Below are 18148 nucleotides of genomic sequence, written 5' to 3'. Positions count from 1 at the left end.
CCAGTACTTTCCAGCCATAGACGTAAGAGCTACGAAGCCCGAACCGGCCCCAATCGCCCCGGATTTCGGCCCCAGTGGTTTCGGCTGCGGGTGAGGACCAGTCTATGACGGGCACCCGACCCACCCGTTGACCCGGTAGCGGGTGTTCAGGGTGGAGCGGGACGTTGCTTTAGCGGCGGGAGAGGCCCAACCCACATGTCAGAGCAGGTCGAAGTCCACCCCGTTGGCCCAGAAGTCCCAGTCGTCGCGCTTGTTATCCGCCGCTGACCCATCGACCAGATGGTCGGGACGACAGCACCGTCGATTATAACAGAGATGGCGCACCACCGTCCTCTCATCTGTTACCGCTCGGTTGATCTTGCATGGGTTTCTGCAGATTGGTGCCTCAACGGCGTGGCTGTCCAGGTTTCCCTTTCTAGCCTCAAATATTCGTTGCTAAAATCGGTGCTGCCTGCCAAACAGCGACGTCCAAATGCACCCATAGCGCGGGTCCGGTGGGCACTCAAAAATCTCCAAACTTCTGGCATTCACCAAAACCAAGTCTGGTTGTTGGCTTCAAACCCCATTAAACGCAGTCGAAGAATTGAGGAACGGACACTTGCAGAAGATCACTTTGCCCGAACGGCCCTCTTGGCGCGATCACGCCCAAGAAGTAGGATTTACCTTTGCCGATATGCATGGCGAACCCTATTGGGATGAAACTTCGGCCTATGCGTTTTCGCTTGAGCAGGTCGAGAACGACCTGGAGGACCCCGCCACCGAGCTCCATGCCATGTGCCGAGAGGCAGTAGGTGAAATTATAGCCAGTGAAAGCCTGATGGAGCGGCTTGCGATCCCCGAAGCCCACCGTGACCTTGTCGCCGAAAGCTGGAAACGGGGCGATCCTGAAATCTACGGCCGGTTCGATTTTGCCTATGATGGGAAGGCACCCGCCAAGCTTCTGGAATATAACGCCGATACGCCGACCTCTCTTTACGAAAGCGCGGCCTTTCAGTGGCAGTGGCTTGAAGATCAGCTGGAATCCGGGGTGCTTCCCGCAGGGACGGACCAGTTTAATGGTATCCACGAGGCGCTGGTCGCGCGGTTTAGCGCCGTTTTTGAGAAAGATAGCGATCTGCACTTTACGGCCGTTGCCGACACCCCCGAAGATTACGGCACGGTCGAAGCCATGGGCTGGGCCGCACGCGAAGCCGGTTTGGGGGCGCATTACTGCGATCTCGACAAGATAGCGCTCAGCGACGACGGCCAGTTTCTGGATGATGAGGATCGCAGGATTGCGGTTCTGTTCAAGCTCTATCCGTGGGAGGATCTGTTGCGCGACGATTACGCCAATCACATTGATGGATCCGGCTGCCTGTTTCTGGAACCCGCCTGGAAGGCACTGTTATCCAACAAGGGGCTTTTGCCCGTGCTCTGGCAAATGTTCGAGGGCCATCCAAACCTATTACCGGCCTTCTTTGAGGCAGATGTAGGGGACGCTATGGTAGCCAGCGGCACAGCGACGGCAACGACCGCTGCAGCCCTGGCACGCGCCGAGACCCAACTGGCAGCTGGCTATGTGCGAAAGCCAATCTTGTCGCGCGAGGGGGCCTCGGTTTCGATCCTGAAGTCCGGCGAGCTGATCGAGCAATCGAAGAATACCGATTATGCCGAACATCCGCGCGTCATCCAAGCTTATGCGCCCCTGCCAAAATTCGACGGTTTTCGCCCGGTGGTCGGAGCCTGGATCGTGGGGCACGACTGTGTCGGCGTCGGTATCCGAGAAGATCGATCCCGCATCACGCAGGATTTATCCCGGTTCAAGCCGCACTATATCGTTGCGTGATACAAACGCCCCAGCGCCCCTTTGGCAGAAAGACGATTTACATGACCAAACGCTCGAAACGGGTTTCCATCGCGATTGTCGGAGCAGCTGCTTTTGCTCTTGCGGGATGCCGCGAAGAACAGGTCGAAGCCTCTGCTTTCCCGGATTTGCAAAGCTGTCTGGAAGACGCATCGCGCGGTGGGATGATCACGTCACAAGAATGCGAGACGTCCTTTTCCGAGGCCCAAGCCCTGCATGTCGAGGCCGCGCCCCGTTATGAAAGCCTCGAAGTCTGTCAGGAACAGCATGGTGAAGATGCCTGCGGATCTGAAGAGGCCGTGACGCAGGGCGGATCGGGAAGCATTTTCATGCCACTAATGGCAGGCTATTTGATCGGCAATATGATGGGTGGGCGCGCAGGAATGGCTGCGGCGCAACCGCTCTATAAAGGCTCCGACGGGCGATATACTAACGCCTCGCGCTCCAGCACTTTTTCGAGCAACCGAGGCTCCACAAAGCTGAGCACCTCTCAATTCGCCCGCCCGGCCTCGACGATTGGGAAAACACCAATGTCTCGCGCTGCGGCCGCCTCACGTGGAGGCTTTGGCAAGTCTGGCGGTTCGAGATCGGGTTTTGGTGGATAAAAACCTGCGCAATTAGCGCTGAACGATGCGGGTAGGCGATGGTGACTTGGATGTCCGGACCTTGAACCCCCAGACTTCACGTTCCGCCATTGTCGCCTCCGATCGTAGTTCGGATGCAGACCAACGGACGAGAAGTGGTGAGGTTTAGAGGGCAATCAGGGGGTCAGATGCAACGCTTATGTTGTTTCGGGCTGCGAGTGAGGGCCAGTCCATGACAGGAACCGGCCCCATCCGTTGACCCAGTAGCAGGTGTTCTGGGCGGAAAGGCACTTTGCTAGAATGGCGGGAGAAGCCCAAGCCACAGGTCAGAGCAGGTTTAAGTCCACCCCCTTGGCCCAGAAGTCCCGGTCATCGCGTTTGTTATCTGCGGCTGACCCCTCAACCAAGATGGTCGGGACGACAGCACCGCCGATTATGACAGCGATGGCGAAGCTCCGTCCTTTCATTGTTTCCTGCGCGATTGACCAGGCGGTAGACGAAGCGCGCCATCGTAACCTATTCTATGGCGCGGACTTGGTTGCTCAGTTTGGCAATATTAGCCAAGCGTTCTGCAATGCGTCTCTGAAAACTACCGAGTTGATTGATGATGTCATCTAGGGTTTCCCCACCTTTGGGCAATCGTGCGGCTTCTATTTTGCAAAGAACCCTTGTGGTGCTTAACCCTAAAAATTGTCGGTGCATCACATTGCAAGCTTGTTGAATCCTGTCAGCTTCGAAATTGACCTGATCCCCTCCTTTATTGGCCAATTCCCTTTCTCTTTCGACAAGCTCTGCAAGAATCCGCCGCTCTTTCTCGATATCAACTTTGCCGAGTGTCCGGCGCTCTTGGGTGAGTAGCTGGTCACATTCTTCCAGAATGCGCGTCATGCCCTCAACGAACAGGCGGTTGGTCACCGCACCTTTGATCTTGTTGAAATTGCTATTCTCTCCCATGACGTTGGCCTCGAACCAGCTCGACATTTCAGAGGACATGCTGCCATAGTTTTGCGATAACACCGTAACAGGGCCTCCCGCAGGTTCGATGCGAGATGCGATCACTCTCAGATTATGTGGAATGGTCCGCATCGCATCAAATTCCCAAATCAGGCTTTTGGTTTCGGCTACAAGTGCGCTGGCATCTGACACGGTTTGTTGCAGCTGCAGGATCTTTTGATCTGGTGGGATATTCAGACCTGCGCAGCGCGAAAGCAGCTCTTCGCTCAGAGCGGCAGTGCAAAACTGATGATAGCTTTCAAATCCTTTTGAAAGGATCCATTCTTTCAGATGTTCGGCACTTTCTTGCGGGGACAGATCACCTTCCCGTTCGGCAAGCAGTAGCTCTGCATAGGCCTTCTTAACCTGGTCGAACATTGCGCTGCTGGGGCGCATACGTGCAGATAGAAAGCCGCCAGGGCAAGGTATGGCAACTGCAAAAACCCAGTAATACAGGCCATCCTTTGTCTTGTTTTTGACGTAGGCGCCAATGCTCTCACCTTGTTTCAGGGTTTCCCAAAACAAATGGAATACACCTTTGGGCATGTCTGGGTGCCGAATGATCCGGTGCGGAGCCCCCAGAAGTTCGTCCCAATCATAGTGCGCAACCCGCTTGAAAACATAGTTGGCTGCTTTGATGATGCCGCGTTCGTCCGTCCGCGAGATAAATACTTCGTGAAGACCAAAAGGAGCTTCTCCTTGTGCTGGCCGAACATTCAAACGGCGGTCGTTTATAGTCACTTTGACGTTCCATTTTCATGATAACTCTACCCGAAGGTTACATTGAAAATCTTCCTAATCCTTTAAAGGGATCGCTGGGGCAGAATGAAGATCAGGAACGAGTGAAACCTAGGCAATGGGCGAAGGGCGTGTGCATCTTGGCTGCCCGAGGTCGCTTCAAGCCAGGAAAAGGTGATTTCCGCGAGCAAAAATCACTATCTGCTCGCGGGGGAAAACACGTTCAATAATGACTATGGGGTGGACCAGAACTTGTCATAAACCTGCTGTGCTATCAGCCTATGGCCGGTAAGGTTGGGATGAACGGCCCCCGTAATCCGCTTATCGCCTGGCTGCGTCAGAAGTGTATCGTTGCCCGTCCTGATGGCGCGGGTATCAGCTTCATAAGCATATGGTCTCCAGTCCGATACAGGCCATTTTGGTTCGGTGTTTGGAAGATTTCCTCTACCACCCTTCCACCATCCATAGCCAACAAAAGCATCTCGTGTTTCACAAACAAAGGAAACCCCGCGGTCTCGTGCTACCTTGGAAAGGGCACTCCGAAACCGATCAAACTGCTTCAGGGCCAGCCCTCCTTCGCTCGATGTGAGATTGAAATGCCATTCCCGAAGATTTCGGCCAGGCCACCTGCTTAAGGTTCTAATCAGGCTATTGGGAGCGGCAGCTTTCAAGCCATTCCAAGCGCTCTTGGGGTTAAACTCTCTAGGAGGATCACCAGGTACATTGAAGTCTGAACCCGAAAGTGGTTCGCATGCGGGCTGCGAGGAAACGCGCGCTCGCATTGGGTCGGGGTATTGCGGGATGACAATCTGGCTGGGCTTCACCGCTAGCCGTTTTTCTAGAACATTGAAGAGCAGGCTGTACCTTTCTTTCATGCCTAGGGAGGTGCTATGTCCGTCTGTCAAATCTCCTGCATGGTACAGGTTTTTGCTGTCTAATTTCCTGCAGTACCTATCCAAATGGCGATTGGTTTTGGCATCTACTCGGTTGGATGGGCTGGGGCAGACTTCCGGAAAGAGGAGGGTCCCGACGAGTTTGATTTTCCACTGTGTGGGAATTACGAAGTATTGCACAATGTCTGCGAACCCGATGTCATTTCCACCAATACTCAGAAACACGTAGTCGGGTTGGCGCATGTTCCCCGATGCACAGGTCAGAAAGCCAGACTGAGGAAACTTGCCGCCATTCGTCTCTCTTAGGTCTCTGGTGAACTTACTGAACCTATCTACTCGCGGGTCAGGATTCAGATTGCTCATACTTCGAGGGCGGTTTCCAGGCCCCCCTCTTCGATGAAAGGACCGAATGTTTAATCCGCCGATTTCCTCAGCGGATACCGCTTCATAGTTCGAAGGCGTTTCTTGACAGAGTTCGCGAATTGCAAAGTTCACTTGAGAGTAGGGAACGTATTCCCCCTTACCCCAAGCCTGATATTGGGGCACAAGAAGACCATCAAAAATCTCTGCTCCCGTACACGCGTAGTGCAAAAAAGTGACATATGTATGTGGCCGTTCAGAAGCTAGCTTGAGCGCGGTGAGGCTTTGATGGCTATAGAAACTTCTATGACAGGTGTCGTCGACCCAATGGTTTACGTCTGCATCGGGGGCCTCTGGTGGCGAGACCAGGCGCTGGCTGTCCACCAACCATTCCAGATTGTTTTTGCCGGGAAGGGTTTGACCCGCCTTCCATTGACCAGGATAGTCAGGGTTTCCTTCTCCTGATCCGTAGCTATCCCCCATCCCGACGATTACGACATGCTCTGGCTTGATCCACGATGAGATTTCACTGCCCTGGTAGGATACGCTCAGATTTGCGCCAGAGATCGGTACAGAAAACTCAAAGCCACGTTCACAGGGCAGCGTATTAGTTTCCCCATTATATACCCATGTGCATTCTGACGATGAGGCAACCCTGGCAACAGCTCTTACCGTGGTTGCGGCTGAAGCTTCATTTTGAACAAAGCTCAGTATCTTTTCAGAATGCTGCTTGGCTCTCTGGTCCCAGTGCATTCCCGCATTCTGCCCCTCTTTTAGGGAGGCTTCGTAGGGTGAGGGCAACCCAAGGTCCGATAACCGTTTGTGCCAGTCAGCAAAGTTTTCTCCGGGTTCCAGCTTGTACCTATGGAACAAGTCTTCGGCGTTCCCCTGGGTGGCGAATGGGCCAAACCGATTGAGAACCTCCCACTCGATTGTGTCATCAGTAGGTTCTGATGAGAGGGAATAGGTCGGCGTGAAAATAGTGAATAGGAGAATCAATGGTCGAAAAACGTACAAGCTAAACCTCTAATGACTGCTGGATGCAGTAACATGCAAGCTTGGGTAGTTTTTTAAATCAAGGATTAATTTGCCAATGCGGGTACGATTTATTTAGCTAAAAAGCTTCGTGAGAGAGGGGGCTATATTGGGTCGAGAACGCGTACAGCTTCCCCCCATTTGAAGTTGCTTACCTTTATCCGCCGGGTTGTTCTCTTCCTGTCGCTCAGAAGGATCTTGGCCGTACAGGTCACCTGGCACATGTGCCTTGAAACCTGTTTGCCCGAAATCACATGCGACATGCATGGTTTGACAATCGCCGTCTGCTGGAGCCAATCGGGAGCATCCCACCAGCCAAGGCCGGGGCATTTCGGTTTATTTGGCACTATCCGGTTTACCTAATCTTACGAACCTTCCGGTACCTTTCGTTGGTTTCCACAAGTCCACCAACGAACGCCGGGTAGAATTCATGATACGACCAGATTGGCTAGAAGACCTTATTGTCGGTAATACGAGCCATATTGGCGACGTTGGTAACAACATACTGGATGGGACTACCGGCGACGATACAATCAACGCGGACGCGGGTAACGACACAGTTGCGGGTGAAGAAGGCAGCGATATTATCGATGCGGGCGAGGGCGATGATGTCATCTATGGTGACATGGGAGATGGCTTTGCGCAGGGGGCGAATGCCACGCCTCTGTCGCTTGAACTCGCCAATATGCAATATGTTTCCCACGATGGTTACCTGGGGTCTGCGGGCGATTCTGCCATCTTTAGCGATATTGCAACGCTTGAGGACGGCAGCAAGGTCTGGGGCCGGTTGGTGCTGGTGGAAAAATCCAATCCGGATATGTGGGTGGAGTTTGGCTACGCCGAGGGTGCAGAAGTCTTTCTGGACGGGGATGAGGCGGGGGATCAGGCGACCTTCCGTTTGGAATTCTACGACCCGAATACTGGCGAACCCGTTTTCCTGAACTCGACCGCGACCTTCAATGATGTCGATGACAACACTGATATTGGCGATGCCGAAGCGATCATTGTGGACGGCAACAGCTTCACCTCCTTTGGCGTGTCGCAGGATTCTTCGCTGACGACGACAACCGACGGCAATATGGTGACGGCCACCGGGTCTGAAATAAACAGCTATACTGATCAGGATGCCTGGTTCTCTGCCCAGTTCGAGGACCGATCCTCAATCGAGTTTACCCTGCAAACGCGAGAAGGATATTCCGGTTTCACTCTCTCCGGAGATGTCATCGAAGACCCAGTTGTTTCCATCATTGAACAAGGGGCCGATACCGTATTGGCAGGGGCTGGTGACGATGTGGTCTATGGCCAGGGCGGGGATGACTCGCTTTTTGGTGAGGATGGCAACGACAGTCTGGATGGCGGTGCCGGCGACGACGTGATGGACGGCGGGATCGGTTCTGACACCCTGATCGGTGGTGACGGCGGCGATACCATCTCGGGGGGGGACGGTGACGACTACATCGAAGGTGGTCTTGGCAACGACTATCTGACCACCGGCCTGGGCAATGACACGCTGATGGGCGGCGAAGGCGATGACACGCTGAAAAACTCGGCGGGGGACGACAGCCTTGTTGGGGGTGTCGGCAATGACAGCATCGTGGCAACCGACGGCAATGACACCCTGGACGGTGGCGACGGCAACGACACCATGTATGGCGGCAATGACAATGACCTCCTGGTCGGCGGCACTGGCGCAGACCTGATGTATGGTGAAGCGGATTCCGATACCTTCGAGATCTCTGACGGTTTTGGCAATGACACCGTGGTCGGTGGCGAGGCCGGCGTTGACTATGACACCGTGGATCTTTCGGGGGTCACCGCCAGTGGCGTAACGGTCACCTATACAGGGGATGAGGCGGGCACCGTCACCGACGGCGCCGATACGATTGGCTTTTCCGAAATTGAAGCAATGACGCTGACCGGGCAGGACGACGTGGTGGACGCGTCAGCTGACAGTGCTGGCGTTATTATCGACGCGGGCGCCGGCGACGATACGATCACGCTTGGCGGCGGCAGCGATTTCATTTCCGGTGGCGCTGGCTATGACGAGATCATCCTGACCGCAAGCGGCGGTGCCGATACCTTAAGTGATTTTAGTGTCTCCGATGACGATGACGACGGGTTCTACAACGATCAGCTTGATGTTTCAGATCTGACCGGGGGCACCGGGCCGGATGGCAGCATCCGCAGTCAGGATGTATCGGTGTCGGATGATGGCTTTGGCAATGCTCTCCTCAGCTTTCCCGGCGGAGAGAGCCTGGTGCTTAAAGGGGTATCCCCGGCGCAAATCACCAGCCAGTCGCAACTGCATTCTGCGGGGATACCCTGCTTCACCCCCGAGGTTCTTTTGGCGACCCGGCGCGGCACCGTGCCAGCTGGCCAAATCCGGGTGGGGGACATGTTGCAAACGGCCGATAATGGATTTCAGCCGGTGATCTGGGTCGGACAGCGCAGGCTGGACCGTGCCGAGCTGCTGCTGCGGCCTCATCTGCGGCCCTACCGCCTTAGCCCGGGCGGGTTTCTGTCGCCTGAACGCCCGATGCTGCTGTCGCCACAGCACCGCCTGCTGGTTCATCGCCGGACCCTTGGGCAAGATACCCCCTTTGGAGAAAGTTTTGTGTCAGCAAAGTTGCTGGCCGGGATAGACGAGAACTGTGGCCAGCAGCTCTATGCCGATCAGGGCGTCACCTATGTTCATCTGATGACCGAGCAACACGAGGTGGTTTTTGCCGAAGGCATTGCCACGGAAACCTTCTGGCCCGGCCCCGAGGCTATTCGCGGACTATCGGCTGACAATATGCGAGAGCTGTTTGAACTCTTCCCCGACCTGGCACCGGTGTTTGGGCTGGCCGGGGAACAGGGGCGCGGGCAAGTTCGCCAGGTCTATGGGGAACTTGCCCGTCAAAGCTTGAAGCGGCGTGATCTGTCGTTCTTGGGGGCCGCCTAGGCTGCCGCTTTCTGGGTGTGTCGCGGGGGGCTAACGGGCCTCCTGCTTGATCATCTGGGCCGCCTTTTCGGCGATCATGACAACCGGTGAGGCCGTGTTGCCCGAGACGATCTTGGGCATGATCGAGGCATCGACAACGCGTAGGCCCGTCAGGCCATGCACCTTGAGATCCGCGCCGACCACTGCGGCGGGGTCGGTTCCCATCTTGCAGGTACCAACCGGGTGAAAGATCGTCGTGGCAATGTCACCGGCCTGTTTCAACAGCTCTGCGTCGCTCTGATACCCTGGGCCGGGCAGGATCTCTTCGGGCTGATGTGGTGCCAGGGCCCGGGCGGTCATGATCTGGCGTGCCTGACGCAGCGATTGTATGGCCACCTGTTTGTCCGTTTCGGCCGACAGGTAATTCAGCCGGATCGCGGGCTGTTGTTCTGGGGTGCCGGACTGCGCATGACATGACCCGATGCTATCTGGCCGCAGGTTGCAGACAGAGACGGTGATGGCAGGAAAGGGATGCAGTGGATCCCCCAGCCGATCAGTCGAGAGCGGCTGCACATGATATTCCAGATCCGGCGTCGCCAGAGAGGGGCGTGATTTGGTGAACATGCCAAATTGGCTGGGCGCCATCGACAACGGCCCGCTTTGGGTTGTCATGTATTGCAGGGCCATTCTTGCCTTTCCCAAGGCTGAATTCGCCAGTGTATTCAGTGTCTTGGCATTTTTCACCTTGTAGACCGTGCGGATTTGAAGATGGTCCTGAAGGTTTTCGCCAACGCCTGGGCTGTCATGCAGGGGGGGCAGGCCCAGGTCCTTGATCCGCCTTGGCTGTCCAATACCCGACAGCTCCAGGATCTTGGGCGAGTTGATTGCACCCGCCGCCAGCAGGACCTCTTGGCGGCAACGGGCGAACAGGGGCTTGCCCTTGACGCGCAGGCGCACGCCGGTAATCGTTTTCCCCTCCAGCATCAGCGCTTCCACATGGGCCTGCGTCAGCAGCCGCAGGTTTGGGCGTTTCAGGGCAGGGCGCAAGAAACCGCTGGCGGTGCTCCAACGGATGCCGTTGTTCTGGTTCACCTCAAAAAAGCCGGAGCCTTCGTTGTTGCCATCATTGAAATCGGCGCGCGGCTGGATGCCAAACTCTTTCGCACCTTCTTGAACGGCGCTCAAGATATCCCATTTCAGCCGTTGTTTTGCGACCTTCCATTCACCGCCCGACTGATGCATTTCGCTTGTCCCGGCGTGATGGTCTTCGGATTTCAGGAAATAGGGCAGCACATCGTCCCAGCCCCAGCCCGGATTGCCCAGCTGACGCCAATGGTCGTAATCGGCGGCCTGTCCGCGCATGTAGATCATCCCGTTGACCGAGGTGCAGCCGCCGAGAACCTTGCCGCGGGGATAGACCAGTGCCCGCCCGTTCAGGCCCCGCTCACTCTCGGTTTTCATCATCCAGTCGGTGCGTGGGTTGCCAATGCAGTAGAGATAGCCAACCGGGATCTTGACCCAGTGGTAATTGTCTCGGCCACCGGCCTCCAGCAACAATACACGGGTCTTTGGGTTCTCGGTTAGCCGATTGGCCAGCACACAGCCAGCCGTGCCCGCGCCGATGATGATATAGTCATAGTGGCCGTCCAGCTGTTCACTCTGTGTCATCACGCGCGCCCCCAAAGCCCTGCATGCGATGGCGCAGGTCCAACCAGGCGGCATAGCGCCTTGCGTAGAATTCCTGCATCTGCGGATCCGGCGAAAACCCATTGGCGGATCGGGTCATGGCGGCAAGGGCCTGTTCGTAATCTGCAAACTGGCCCAGACCAACAGCGGCGCCTATGGCAGCCCCTAGTGCGCCTGTTTCCTGCGCCTCGGCCACGGTTATTGGCACGCCAAGACAATCGGCAAACATCTGCGGCCAATGCGGGCTGCGGGCTCCGCCCCCCGACAGGGTTGCGCGCTCAAAACTGACCCCGGCGGCCTCTAGGACCGCGATATGGCGTTTGTGTTCGAACATCACGCCTTCAAACAGGGCGCGCAGCATGTGGCCTTCGCCATGCCATCCCGCCAGCCCAAAGAAACCGGCGCGTTCCTGCGCCGCCAGCCGCGAGCCATAGAGGAAGGGGTGGAAAAACGGATCATCCAGTCCCGGTGGCGTCTGATCCAAGCAGGCGTTGCAATAGCCAAAGGGATCATCGTGATGGCCACCGCGTTCGACAAAGGTGCGGACATACCACTCCAGGTTGGCAGCCGATGTGGCACTGGAGTCGATATTCACAAAGCGCCCAGGGCCAAACCCGGCGACCATAAAGACGCTGTCATCCTGCACCGGAGTGGTCGAGAACATCTGGTTTATGCTCCAGGTGCCCACGATGATCGAGGCCTCGCCAGCCGAAACAACACCTGACCCCAGGGCGCTGGCAATGACATCAAAATAGCCCGCAATCACCGGGGTGCCGGGGGCAAGCCCGGTTGCCTGGGCTGCAGTGGCAGTCACACCGCCGACCGTCGCAGCGGGGTCAAGCAGTTCTGGCAGCTTGTCGCGCGCATCCGCCAGCCCATAAAGCGCCAGCAGGCCATCGTCATAGCGCCCCTCGGGCAACTGGGCCAGTCCGCAGCCGCTCATGTCGGATAGGTCGCTGACGCGGCGGCCTGTCAGTTGATAGCTGAGGAAATCCTTGCACAGCAGCACTGTTCCGGCGCGGGCATAAAGCTCGGGTTGGTGTTGTTTCACCCAGGCCAGCAGGCTGGGTGTCTGCGCAGGCCAGGGGCGTTGCAGGCAGATGTCATGCAAGTCCTGCCCGACCTGCGCATCCAGCGCCTGCGCCAGCTCTGCGGCGCGGGTATCCAGCGATTGAATACCCAATAGCGGCGCCTGGTCCTGATCCAGCAGATAGAGTCCATTGCCATGACCGGCGCAGCCGATGGCGATGATCTGCGCGGCATCTATGCCTGCACGGTCAATGCAGCCGCGAATGGCGCTTTGCGCATTGTCCCACAGCTCGTCCAGGTCACGTTCTACGTGACCTGGCTGTGGGGTAGAGGACTGGCCATCCAGGGCGCAAAGCGCGATCTGTTTGCCGTGAAGATCAAACAGAACCGCCTTGATCACCGTATTGCCGGCATCCAGCCCCAGCAGATATTTTTCCTGATCAGCCACGGTTGTACACATCCCAGGCTTCTTCGCCGCTGGCGCCAGTGTGGATCATTGCCATGAGGGCGGCGACAACCGCTTTGGGATTGTCGTGCTGATAGATATTACGCCCATAAACCATGCCCTTGGCCCCCTGCGCCATAATCGCGGCGGATTTTATCAATACGGTTTTCAGATCTTCCTTGCCGCCGCCACGTACCAGAACCGGCACCCGTGCGGCTTCGACAACACGGTGGAAGTCTTCGGGGTTTTCGGTCGGGTCGGCCTTGATGATATCGGCGCCCATTTCGCTTGCCAATCGGGTCAGGGTCACAATCTTTTGGGCGTCGCCATCCACCTGATAGCCGCCGCGTATATCGTTGGGCAGCATCACCAGCGGTTCAATCATCAGCGGCATGCCGTATTTGTCACAGGCGGCCCGCACCCGGCTGATGTTTTCAATGCATTGGCGAAACAGCTCTGGCTCATCCGGCAACATGAACAGATTGACCACCACTGCTGCAGCATCCATTTCCAGGGCGCCAATCAGCGGTTCATCGGCGTTCTGCAGCATTGACCACATCACCCGGTGGCGCTGGTCATTGTAGGGATTGCCCATGTCGATCCGCATCACCAGCGCGGGCTTATCCTTTTCTGGCCGTGATTGCAGCAAATCCGCCTGACCATAGGCGCATTGGATGGCATCCGGGCGGGCTTGGATCAGCGTGTCCATGACTGCTGGCATATTCTCCAGCCCAGCCAGAAAGCTCGGCTCGTTGCAGACGCCGTGGTCGATCGCCACATCCAGGCAGCCACCGTTGCTGAACATCCGGTTCATACGGGCTTTGGTACTGATTTTCATTGGGTTGTCCTTCGTTCAATTGCGACTGTCGAGCATATCTTGCGATACGCCGTAATAGCTGTTGAGTTCAGCAAGCAGATCCTGCTTTTGCTGGGTTGTTTCGGCCTGTGACCAGGCCATAAGAGGGCGCAGCACGGCGCAGATGCGGTCAATCATCCGGGTCGAGATCTGGCCGGTAATCGCCAGTGGGCTGCGTCGCAGCACGATATCCGACAGGGTCACCACATGTTCGTGGCGGGCCAGAAAGGCGATTTCCCCGGTGGTGGTGGGGCTGGTGTCTGTCAGCGGGCGATCATCGGCAAAGGCAGCGCAAAAGGCGGCGACCTCGGTGGCGCGGCTGCCATAGGTTGCAAGCAGATGGTCTGTGCGGGCGTTGCCCTGGGCGGGGGCATCGGTCTGCGCCGAGGCAAAGCCCGCGCCGCCGCCAATTGCCAGCGCGCGGGTGCAGGTCTGGCGCGGGTGCTTCAGCTCTTGCAGCACGGCGTTGCTTGTCTGTTCGGCAAAGGCGCGAAAAGTGGTCCATTTGCCGCCGATCATGCAGAACTGCGGCACCGTGCCATTGATCCTGCGCACATCATGCCCGCGCGAGATACGCCCGGTATAGTCATGGTCGCTCTTGGGGAGCGGGCGGATGCCGCTATAGCTAAAGACGATTTGATCCGCCGACAGGGCAATATCGGGAAAGACCCGCCCAAGCGAGGCCAGGATATAGTCGCGTTCGGCCGCCTCGCAGCGCACCCGCTGCGCCGTCTCGACCCGGATATCGGTAGAGCCAGCCAGCACTTTGCCGAGATAGGGAAAGACAATGCAAACCCGGCCATCATCGTTTTCAAAGTAGATCATATGGCCATCCAGCGCCTGCATCAGGCTGGCATTGTCGAGGATCAGATGCGACCCCTTGGTGCCCGACACCAACGGTGCGCTTCTGGGTGCACCGGGATTGAGCGCGCTGATGGCGCTATCCAGCCAGGCACCCGTTGCATTGACAATGACCCTGGTCTTGATGGGCTGGCGGTCGCCGGTCAGGCTGTCGATGACATGCCAGTTCTCGCCCTCGGGGGTTAGCTCTGCATAGTTTAGCGCCTGCGATGCCGGGCTGTGCTGTTCAACATCCAGGATCATTTCCAAGCCCAGCCGTTCCGGATGGCTGATCCAGGCATCATAATAGGTGGCAGAGCAGAGCAGATCCGGCGTCAGCGCCGGGCGGGCCCTACGGGTGCTGCCCGCGCTGTGGAACTGGTGCTTGGGCAGAACCCGGTTGCTTCGTGTTACCCAGTCATACAGCCCCAGCCCCAGTTTGATCGGCAGGGCGCCGCGCCGCGAGGGTTTGCCAGACCACCCCAGGAAAGAGGCCGCCGCATTCAGGGTGCCCGACAGCAAAGAGGTGATTGGGATGGTGGTGGGCAGGGGCTGCACATAGTGTGGTGCGTTGCGCAGCAAAGCATCGCGTTCGGCCAGGGATTCCTTGACCAGATCAAACTCGCCGTTTTCCAGATAGCGCAGGCCACCATGGATCATCCGAGAGGGGGCGGCGCTGCAGCCGGAACAGAAATCGTTTCGCTCCACCAGCAGAACGCGTAGCCCCTGAAGGGCAAGGTCGCGGTACACCCCGATCCCATTGATCCCACCGCCCAGCACAACAACATCAAAGCTGTCATCATGTGAAAGCGCAGCAAGGCTGTTTTGGCGTTGTTTGGACATAACTTCTCCGTTTGCCGACCCGAGGCGGGCGGCAGAATTTAGGTCAACCAGGGGCAGGTGATCAGCCGTCTAGGTCGTGTAGATGTCGCTTCGCGGCAGTGTTGATGCCTTGGATGTCTGCGGCAGAAAGCCGGATACGCCCGGCCTTGGCATTTTCCAGGGCCTGGTCGGCATTGCGCGCACCGCACAGGGAAAAGGTGATACCGGGCTGTTGCAGGGTCCAGGCAATGACGATCTGCGCCAGACTGGCAGAATGGGCTGCAGCGATGGGGGTGATTTCCTCCATCAGCTGCTGCACCTTTTGCCGGTTTGGCGCTGAAAAGCGCGGGTTATCCCGGCGCTGGTCATCGCCTTCGAATTTGCGTTCGGCGGTCATTTTTCCTGACAATAGCCCCAGCGCCAGCGAGGAATAGCTGAGCACAGAGACGCCGTTTTCCTGCGCGAGCGGCAGCAAGGTCTGCTCGATGTCTCGCTTTACCATGCTGTATTCTTCCTGGATGGCATCCAACTGCCCGGCCGCCAGATAGGCGCTGATATCTGCGGTACTGGTATTGCTGGCACCGATAGAGCGGATTTTGCCCTGCTTCTTCAGCAGTTCCAGTGCCTCCATAGTTTCCTCAACCGGGGTGGTCGGGTCCTGCCAATGGGTGATGTAATGGTCGATGTAATCGGTTCCCAGCCGTGTGAGGCTTTGTTCGACCTCGTAGATGATCGCATCGCGCCCCAGGTAGCGATGCACTGGTCCGCTCTCAAGGTCAAAGAAATGGTTGCCGTTCTGGCAGTGCCAGACAAGCCCGCATTTGGTGGCAAGAACAACCTTGTCGCGCCGCCCCTTCAGGGCCTTGCCGACGATTTCCTCGGCGGTGCCCTGCCCATAGGCAGGGGCGGTGTCGATCAGGCTGATGCCCGCGTCAATCGAGGCCTGGATTGCCTTGATCGAAGTGGCCTCGTCGGTGCCACCCCACATCCAGCCGCCAATGGCCCAGGTGCCCAGACCAATGGCCGAGGCTTCTATTCCACTTTTGCCAATCGGGCGCGATAGCATTTCATGCGACATTGGGTTTACTCTCTTTTGGGTTCAATAGGTTGAGCGCGGTTTCTTCGTCCAGCACCAGGGCATCCAGATAGCCTCCGTTCAGCGTGGCCCGGATAGGGCGGGCTTTTCCCAGCCCCGAGGCGATGCCAATCACGCGGCCACATTCGGCCAGATCTCCGGGATCAAGGGCAACCAGGCGGTGGTTCAGGGGGTAGTCCGCTACCCGGCCATCATCGCCGATCAGATGCGCCAGCAGTTCCGCCACAACGCCAGAGTTGGCCAGCATCTTGCGATCGGCTTCGTGGACCGGGTTCAGGTCGTAATAGCTGGAGTCCGCCGCCTGAATCGAGCCAATCCCCAGCAGCGCAACATTTGCCTTGCGCGCAATATCAAAGACATCCCGCACCGATCCGACCTCCATCAGCATGTCGCGCTGGGCCCGGGTTTCAGCAAAGAGTGGCGCATGTACCAGCATGGCGCGCCCGCCCAAGCGTTCTGCCAGCTGGGTGGCCAGGTGGTTGACGTCGGTGAAATACTTGCCCTGCACCCCGCCTGTCAGCGGTACAACGGTGACATCGCGTGCGATATCGGCCGTCAGGTTTTCGACTACCGCGCTGATGGCCTTACCGCCGGTGATGGCAATGACATCGCCATCGCGCAGGGTTTCCAGCAGGAAATTGGCTGCCGCCCGGCCCACCTGTTGCAGGGTTGTATCGGGATTTCCCGACGCCGTGGGGGTAATCACCGCGCTGTGCAGCCCGGTGGTCTGGACCATCTGTTCTTCACAGTCGATCAGATGCTGAAACCGGCTTTTGATGTCAATCTTGACCATGCCCATCCGTCGCCCCTGGGCGATCAGCCGGTTCACCTTGGAGGTTGACAGGTTGAGTTTGGTCGCGATTTCGGACTGTTTCAGACCCTCAACAAAGTGGAGCACAAGAACCGCGTGAATTTGACGGGCGGTTTCATAGTTAGGGCTTGCTTCGGTCATTTGCGCGCCCGCCGTTTTTGCAGGTAATGATCAATCGATACTGCCGCCAGCAGGATAGAGCCGCGAATGATGTCTTGCCAGTAGACCGATACATCCAGCAGCGCCAGCGAACTGGAGACCACCGACAAAAGGACTACGCCGAGGATTGCACCAAAGATCGTGCCGGTACCGCCCGACAGGCTGGCGCCGCCGATCACCGCAGCGGCAATCACGTTCAGCTCCATGCCGATGCCAAATGTTGGCTGTGCCGATCCAAAGCGGGCCATATAGATGATCCCGGCAAATCCGCAGAGCGCTGAACACAGCGTGGTGGTGAGAAAGACAACCTTCTTGGTGCGGATCCCCGAATAGGCGGCGGCGCGTTCATTGCTGCCGGTGTAAAAGACCTTGCGAAATACGGTTGTCTTGCGCAGCAGGAAATCAAAGGTCACCACGGTCAATAGAAAGATGATGATCACCAGTGGCACCGGCCCGATAGAACCCTGGCCGATGAACTTGAACTCGGGGGGCAGGGTGAACAGGCCCAGCGGACGCCCGCCAGTCGCCAGCAGGCAGATGCCGCGGGCAATCACCATGACAGCCAGCGACACGATGAAGTGGTGCAGTCCGACACGGACGACAAAGAACCCCATGATGGCCCCGACGCCAGTACAGACCAGAATGGCAATCGCCGAGGCAAGCCAGGGGTCAACCCCTGCCAGGAACAACCAGCCCGCAACCACCATTGCCAGTGCGGTGACAGAGCCGACAGACAGGTCGATGCCGCCTGAAATCAACAGGATTGTCATGCCTATGACCACGATGCCTTCGACCGCGAAGGCCATGACCATCGCGCGCATGTTTACCCAGGTCAGAAAATAGGGCGATGCAAACGACATCACGATAAACAGAGCTAGAATGATCGCAATCAGCCCCGTTTCCCGCATGCGCAACAGTCGCAGCACAATGTTCTGCGCTGCTGCCGCGCTGGCCTGATTTGGGGTGGGCCCCGTTCCGCCAGTCTGTGTTGTGCCGGTTTCTGTCAAAGTAGAGTTCCTCACCGCTTTGGTCCTT

At 57.4% G+C, this 18148-nt stretch carries 14 protein-coding genes; 3 read left to right on the top strand and 11 right to left on the bottom strand.

Annotation, left to right across the window (positions count from 1 at the left end):
- Positions 1-198 precede the first annotated feature (198 nt).
- Complete coding sequence (locus tag ACN0VH_RS19965) at positions 199-324, bottom strand: hypothetical protein (RefSeq protein ID WP_417702245.1); 126 nt, start codon at positions 322-324, stop codon at positions 199-201.
- A 274-nt stretch (positions 325-598) separates the two neighbouring features.
- Here ACN0VH_RS19965 and ACN0VH_RS19960 point away from each other — a divergent pair, with 274 nt between their 5' ends.
- Positions 599-1825, top strand: coding sequence for a glutathionylspermidine synthase family protein (locus ACN0VH_RS19960; RefSeq protein ID WP_417702243.1), 1227 nt, complete (start codon positions 599-601; stop codon positions 1823-1825).
- Positions 1826-1866: 41 nt separating this feature from the next.
- A complete protein-coding gene (locus tag ACN0VH_RS19955; RefSeq protein ID WP_278924452.1) occupies positions 1867-2448 on the top strand; it encodes a DUF1190 domain-containing protein in 582 nt (193 codons plus the stop codon).
- A 378-nt stretch (positions 2449-2826) separates the two neighbouring features.
- Here ACN0VH_RS19955 and ACN0VH_RS19950 read toward each other — a convergent pair whose 3' ends face one another.
- From ACN0VH_RS19950 to ACN0VH_RS19940, 3 genes are all read right to left on the bottom strand, one after another.
- On the bottom strand, positions 2827-2937 hold the full coding sequence (locus ACN0VH_RS19950; RefSeq protein ID WP_369011412.1) for a hypothetical protein: 111 nt from the start codon (positions 2935-2937) through the stop codon (positions 2827-2829).
- Positions 2938-2943: 6 nt separating this feature from the next.
- Positions 2944-4161, bottom strand: a complete 1218-nt coding sequence (locus ACN0VH_RS19945) for a PAS domain-containing protein (RefSeq protein WP_278924453.1) — start codon at positions 4159-4161, stop codon at positions 2944-2946.
- 230 nt (positions 4162-4391) lie between these two features.
- Complete coding sequence (locus tag ACN0VH_RS19940) at positions 4392-6428, bottom strand: SGNH/GDSL hydrolase family protein (protein WP_417702240.1); 2037 nt, start codon at positions 6426-6428, stop codon at positions 4392-4394.
- Between the two features lie 448 nt (positions 6429-6876).
- Between ACN0VH_RS19940 and ACN0VH_RS19935 the strand changes: the two genes are divergently transcribed.
- Positions 6877-9390 carry a Hint domain-containing protein gene (locus ACN0VH_RS19935; RefSeq protein ID WP_417702238.1) on the top strand — a complete coding sequence of 838 codons (2514 nt, stop codon included), beginning with the start codon at positions 6877-6879 and terminating at the stop codon, positions 9388-9390.
- A 30-nt stretch (positions 9391-9420) separates the two neighbouring features.
- Here ACN0VH_RS19935 and ACN0VH_RS19930 read toward each other — a convergent pair whose 3' ends face one another.
- The 7 genes from ACN0VH_RS19930 to ACN0VH_RS19900 all read right to left on the bottom strand — a co-directional run bounded on the left by ACN0VH_RS19930 (position 9421) and on the right by ACN0VH_RS19900 (position 18120).
- On the bottom strand, positions 9421-11037 hold the full coding sequence (locus tag ACN0VH_RS19930; RefSeq protein ID WP_417702236.1) for a GMC family oxidoreductase: 1617 nt from the start codon (positions 11035-11037) through the stop codon (positions 9421-9423).
- Positions 11024-12544 (bottom strand): FGGY-family carbohydrate kinase, encoded by a 1521-nt coding sequence (locus tag ACN0VH_RS19925; protein WP_417702234.1) that lies wholly within the window; start codon positions 12542-12544, stop codon positions 11024-11026. Before ACN0VH_RS19925 ends, ACN0VH_RS19930 begins: the two co-directional genes overlap by 14 nt.
- Positions 12525-13367 carry a class I fructose-bisphosphate aldolase gene (locus tag ACN0VH_RS19920; RefSeq protein ID WP_278924458.1) on the bottom strand — a complete coding sequence of 281 codons (843 nt, stop codon included), beginning with the start codon at positions 13365-13367 and terminating at the stop codon, positions 12525-12527. Before ACN0VH_RS19920 ends, ACN0VH_RS19925 begins: the two co-directional genes overlap by 20 nt.
- Positions 13368-13382: 15 nt before the next feature.
- A complete protein-coding gene (locus ACN0VH_RS19915) occupies positions 13383-15068 on the bottom strand; it encodes a glycerol-3-phosphate dehydrogenase/oxidase (RefSeq protein ID WP_417702231.1) in 1686 nt (561 codons plus the stop codon).
- A gap of 61 nt (positions 15069-15129) precedes the next feature.
- A complete protein-coding gene (locus ACN0VH_RS19910) occupies positions 15130-16125 on the bottom strand; it encodes an aldo/keto reductase (protein ID WP_417702229.1) in 996 nt (331 codons plus the stop codon).
- On the bottom strand, positions 16115-17095 hold the full coding sequence (locus ACN0VH_RS19905; RefSeq protein ID WP_278924461.1) for a sugar-binding transcriptional regulator: 981 nt from the start codon (positions 17093-17095) through the stop codon (positions 16115-16117). The genes ACN0VH_RS19910 and ACN0VH_RS19905 overlap by 11 nt, the downstream gene beginning before the upstream one ends.
- Positions 17092-18120, bottom strand: coding sequence for an ABC transporter permease (locus tag ACN0VH_RS19900; protein ID WP_278924462.1), 1029 nt, complete (start codon positions 18118-18120; stop codon positions 17092-17094). The genes ACN0VH_RS19905 and ACN0VH_RS19900 overlap by 4 nt, the downstream gene beginning before the upstream one ends.
- Between the last annotated feature and the right edge of the window lie 28 nt (positions 18121-18148).

Origin of the sequence: Pseudophaeobacter sp. (genome assembly GCF_048267565.1) — a bacterium.
GTDB classification, from domain to species: Bacteria; Pseudomonadota; Alphaproteobacteria; order Rhodobacterales; family Rhodobacteraceae; genus Pseudophaeobacter; species Pseudophaeobacter profundi.
This window is presented reverse-complemented; position numbering and strand designations above follow the sequence as displayed.

Excerpts from the sequence above, each read along its gene's own strand:
- ACN0VH_RS19925 (WP_417702234.1), bottom strand. The coding sequence starts at position 12,544 with ATGTGTACAACCGTGGCTGATCAGGAAAAATATCTGCTGGGGCTGGAT.
- ACN0VH_RS19935 (WP_417702238.1), top strand. The coding sequence starts at position 6,877 with ATGATACGACCAGATTGGCTAGAAGACCTTATTGTCGGTAATACGAGC.
- ACN0VH_RS19905 (WP_278924461.1), bottom strand. The coding sequence starts at position 17,095 with ATGACCGAAGCAAGCCCTAACTATGAAACCGCCCGTCAAATTCACGCG.
- ACN0VH_RS19955 (WP_278924452.1), top strand. The coding sequence starts at position 1,867 with ATGACCAAACGCTCGAAACGGGTTTCCATCGCGATTGTCGGAGCAGCT.
- ACN0VH_RS19950 (WP_369011412.1), bottom strand. The coding sequence starts at position 2,937 with ATGGCGCGCTTCGTCTACCGCCTGGTCAATCGCGCAGGAAACAATGAA.
- ACN0VH_RS19910 (WP_417702229.1), bottom strand. The coding sequence starts at position 16,125 with ATGTCGCATGAAATGCTATCGCGCCCGATTGGCAAAAGTGGAATAGAA.
- ACN0VH_RS19915 (WP_417702231.1), bottom strand. The coding sequence starts at position 15,068 with ATGTCCAAACAACGCCAAAACAGCCTTGCTGCGCTTTCACATGATGAC.
- ACN0VH_RS19930 (WP_417702236.1), bottom strand. The coding sequence starts at position 11,037 with ATGACACAGAGTGAACAGCTGGACGGCCACTATGACTATATCATCATC.
- ACN0VH_RS19920 (WP_278924458.1), bottom strand. The coding sequence starts at position 13,367 with ATGAAAATCAGTACCAAAGCCCGTATGAACCGGATGTTCAGCAACGGT.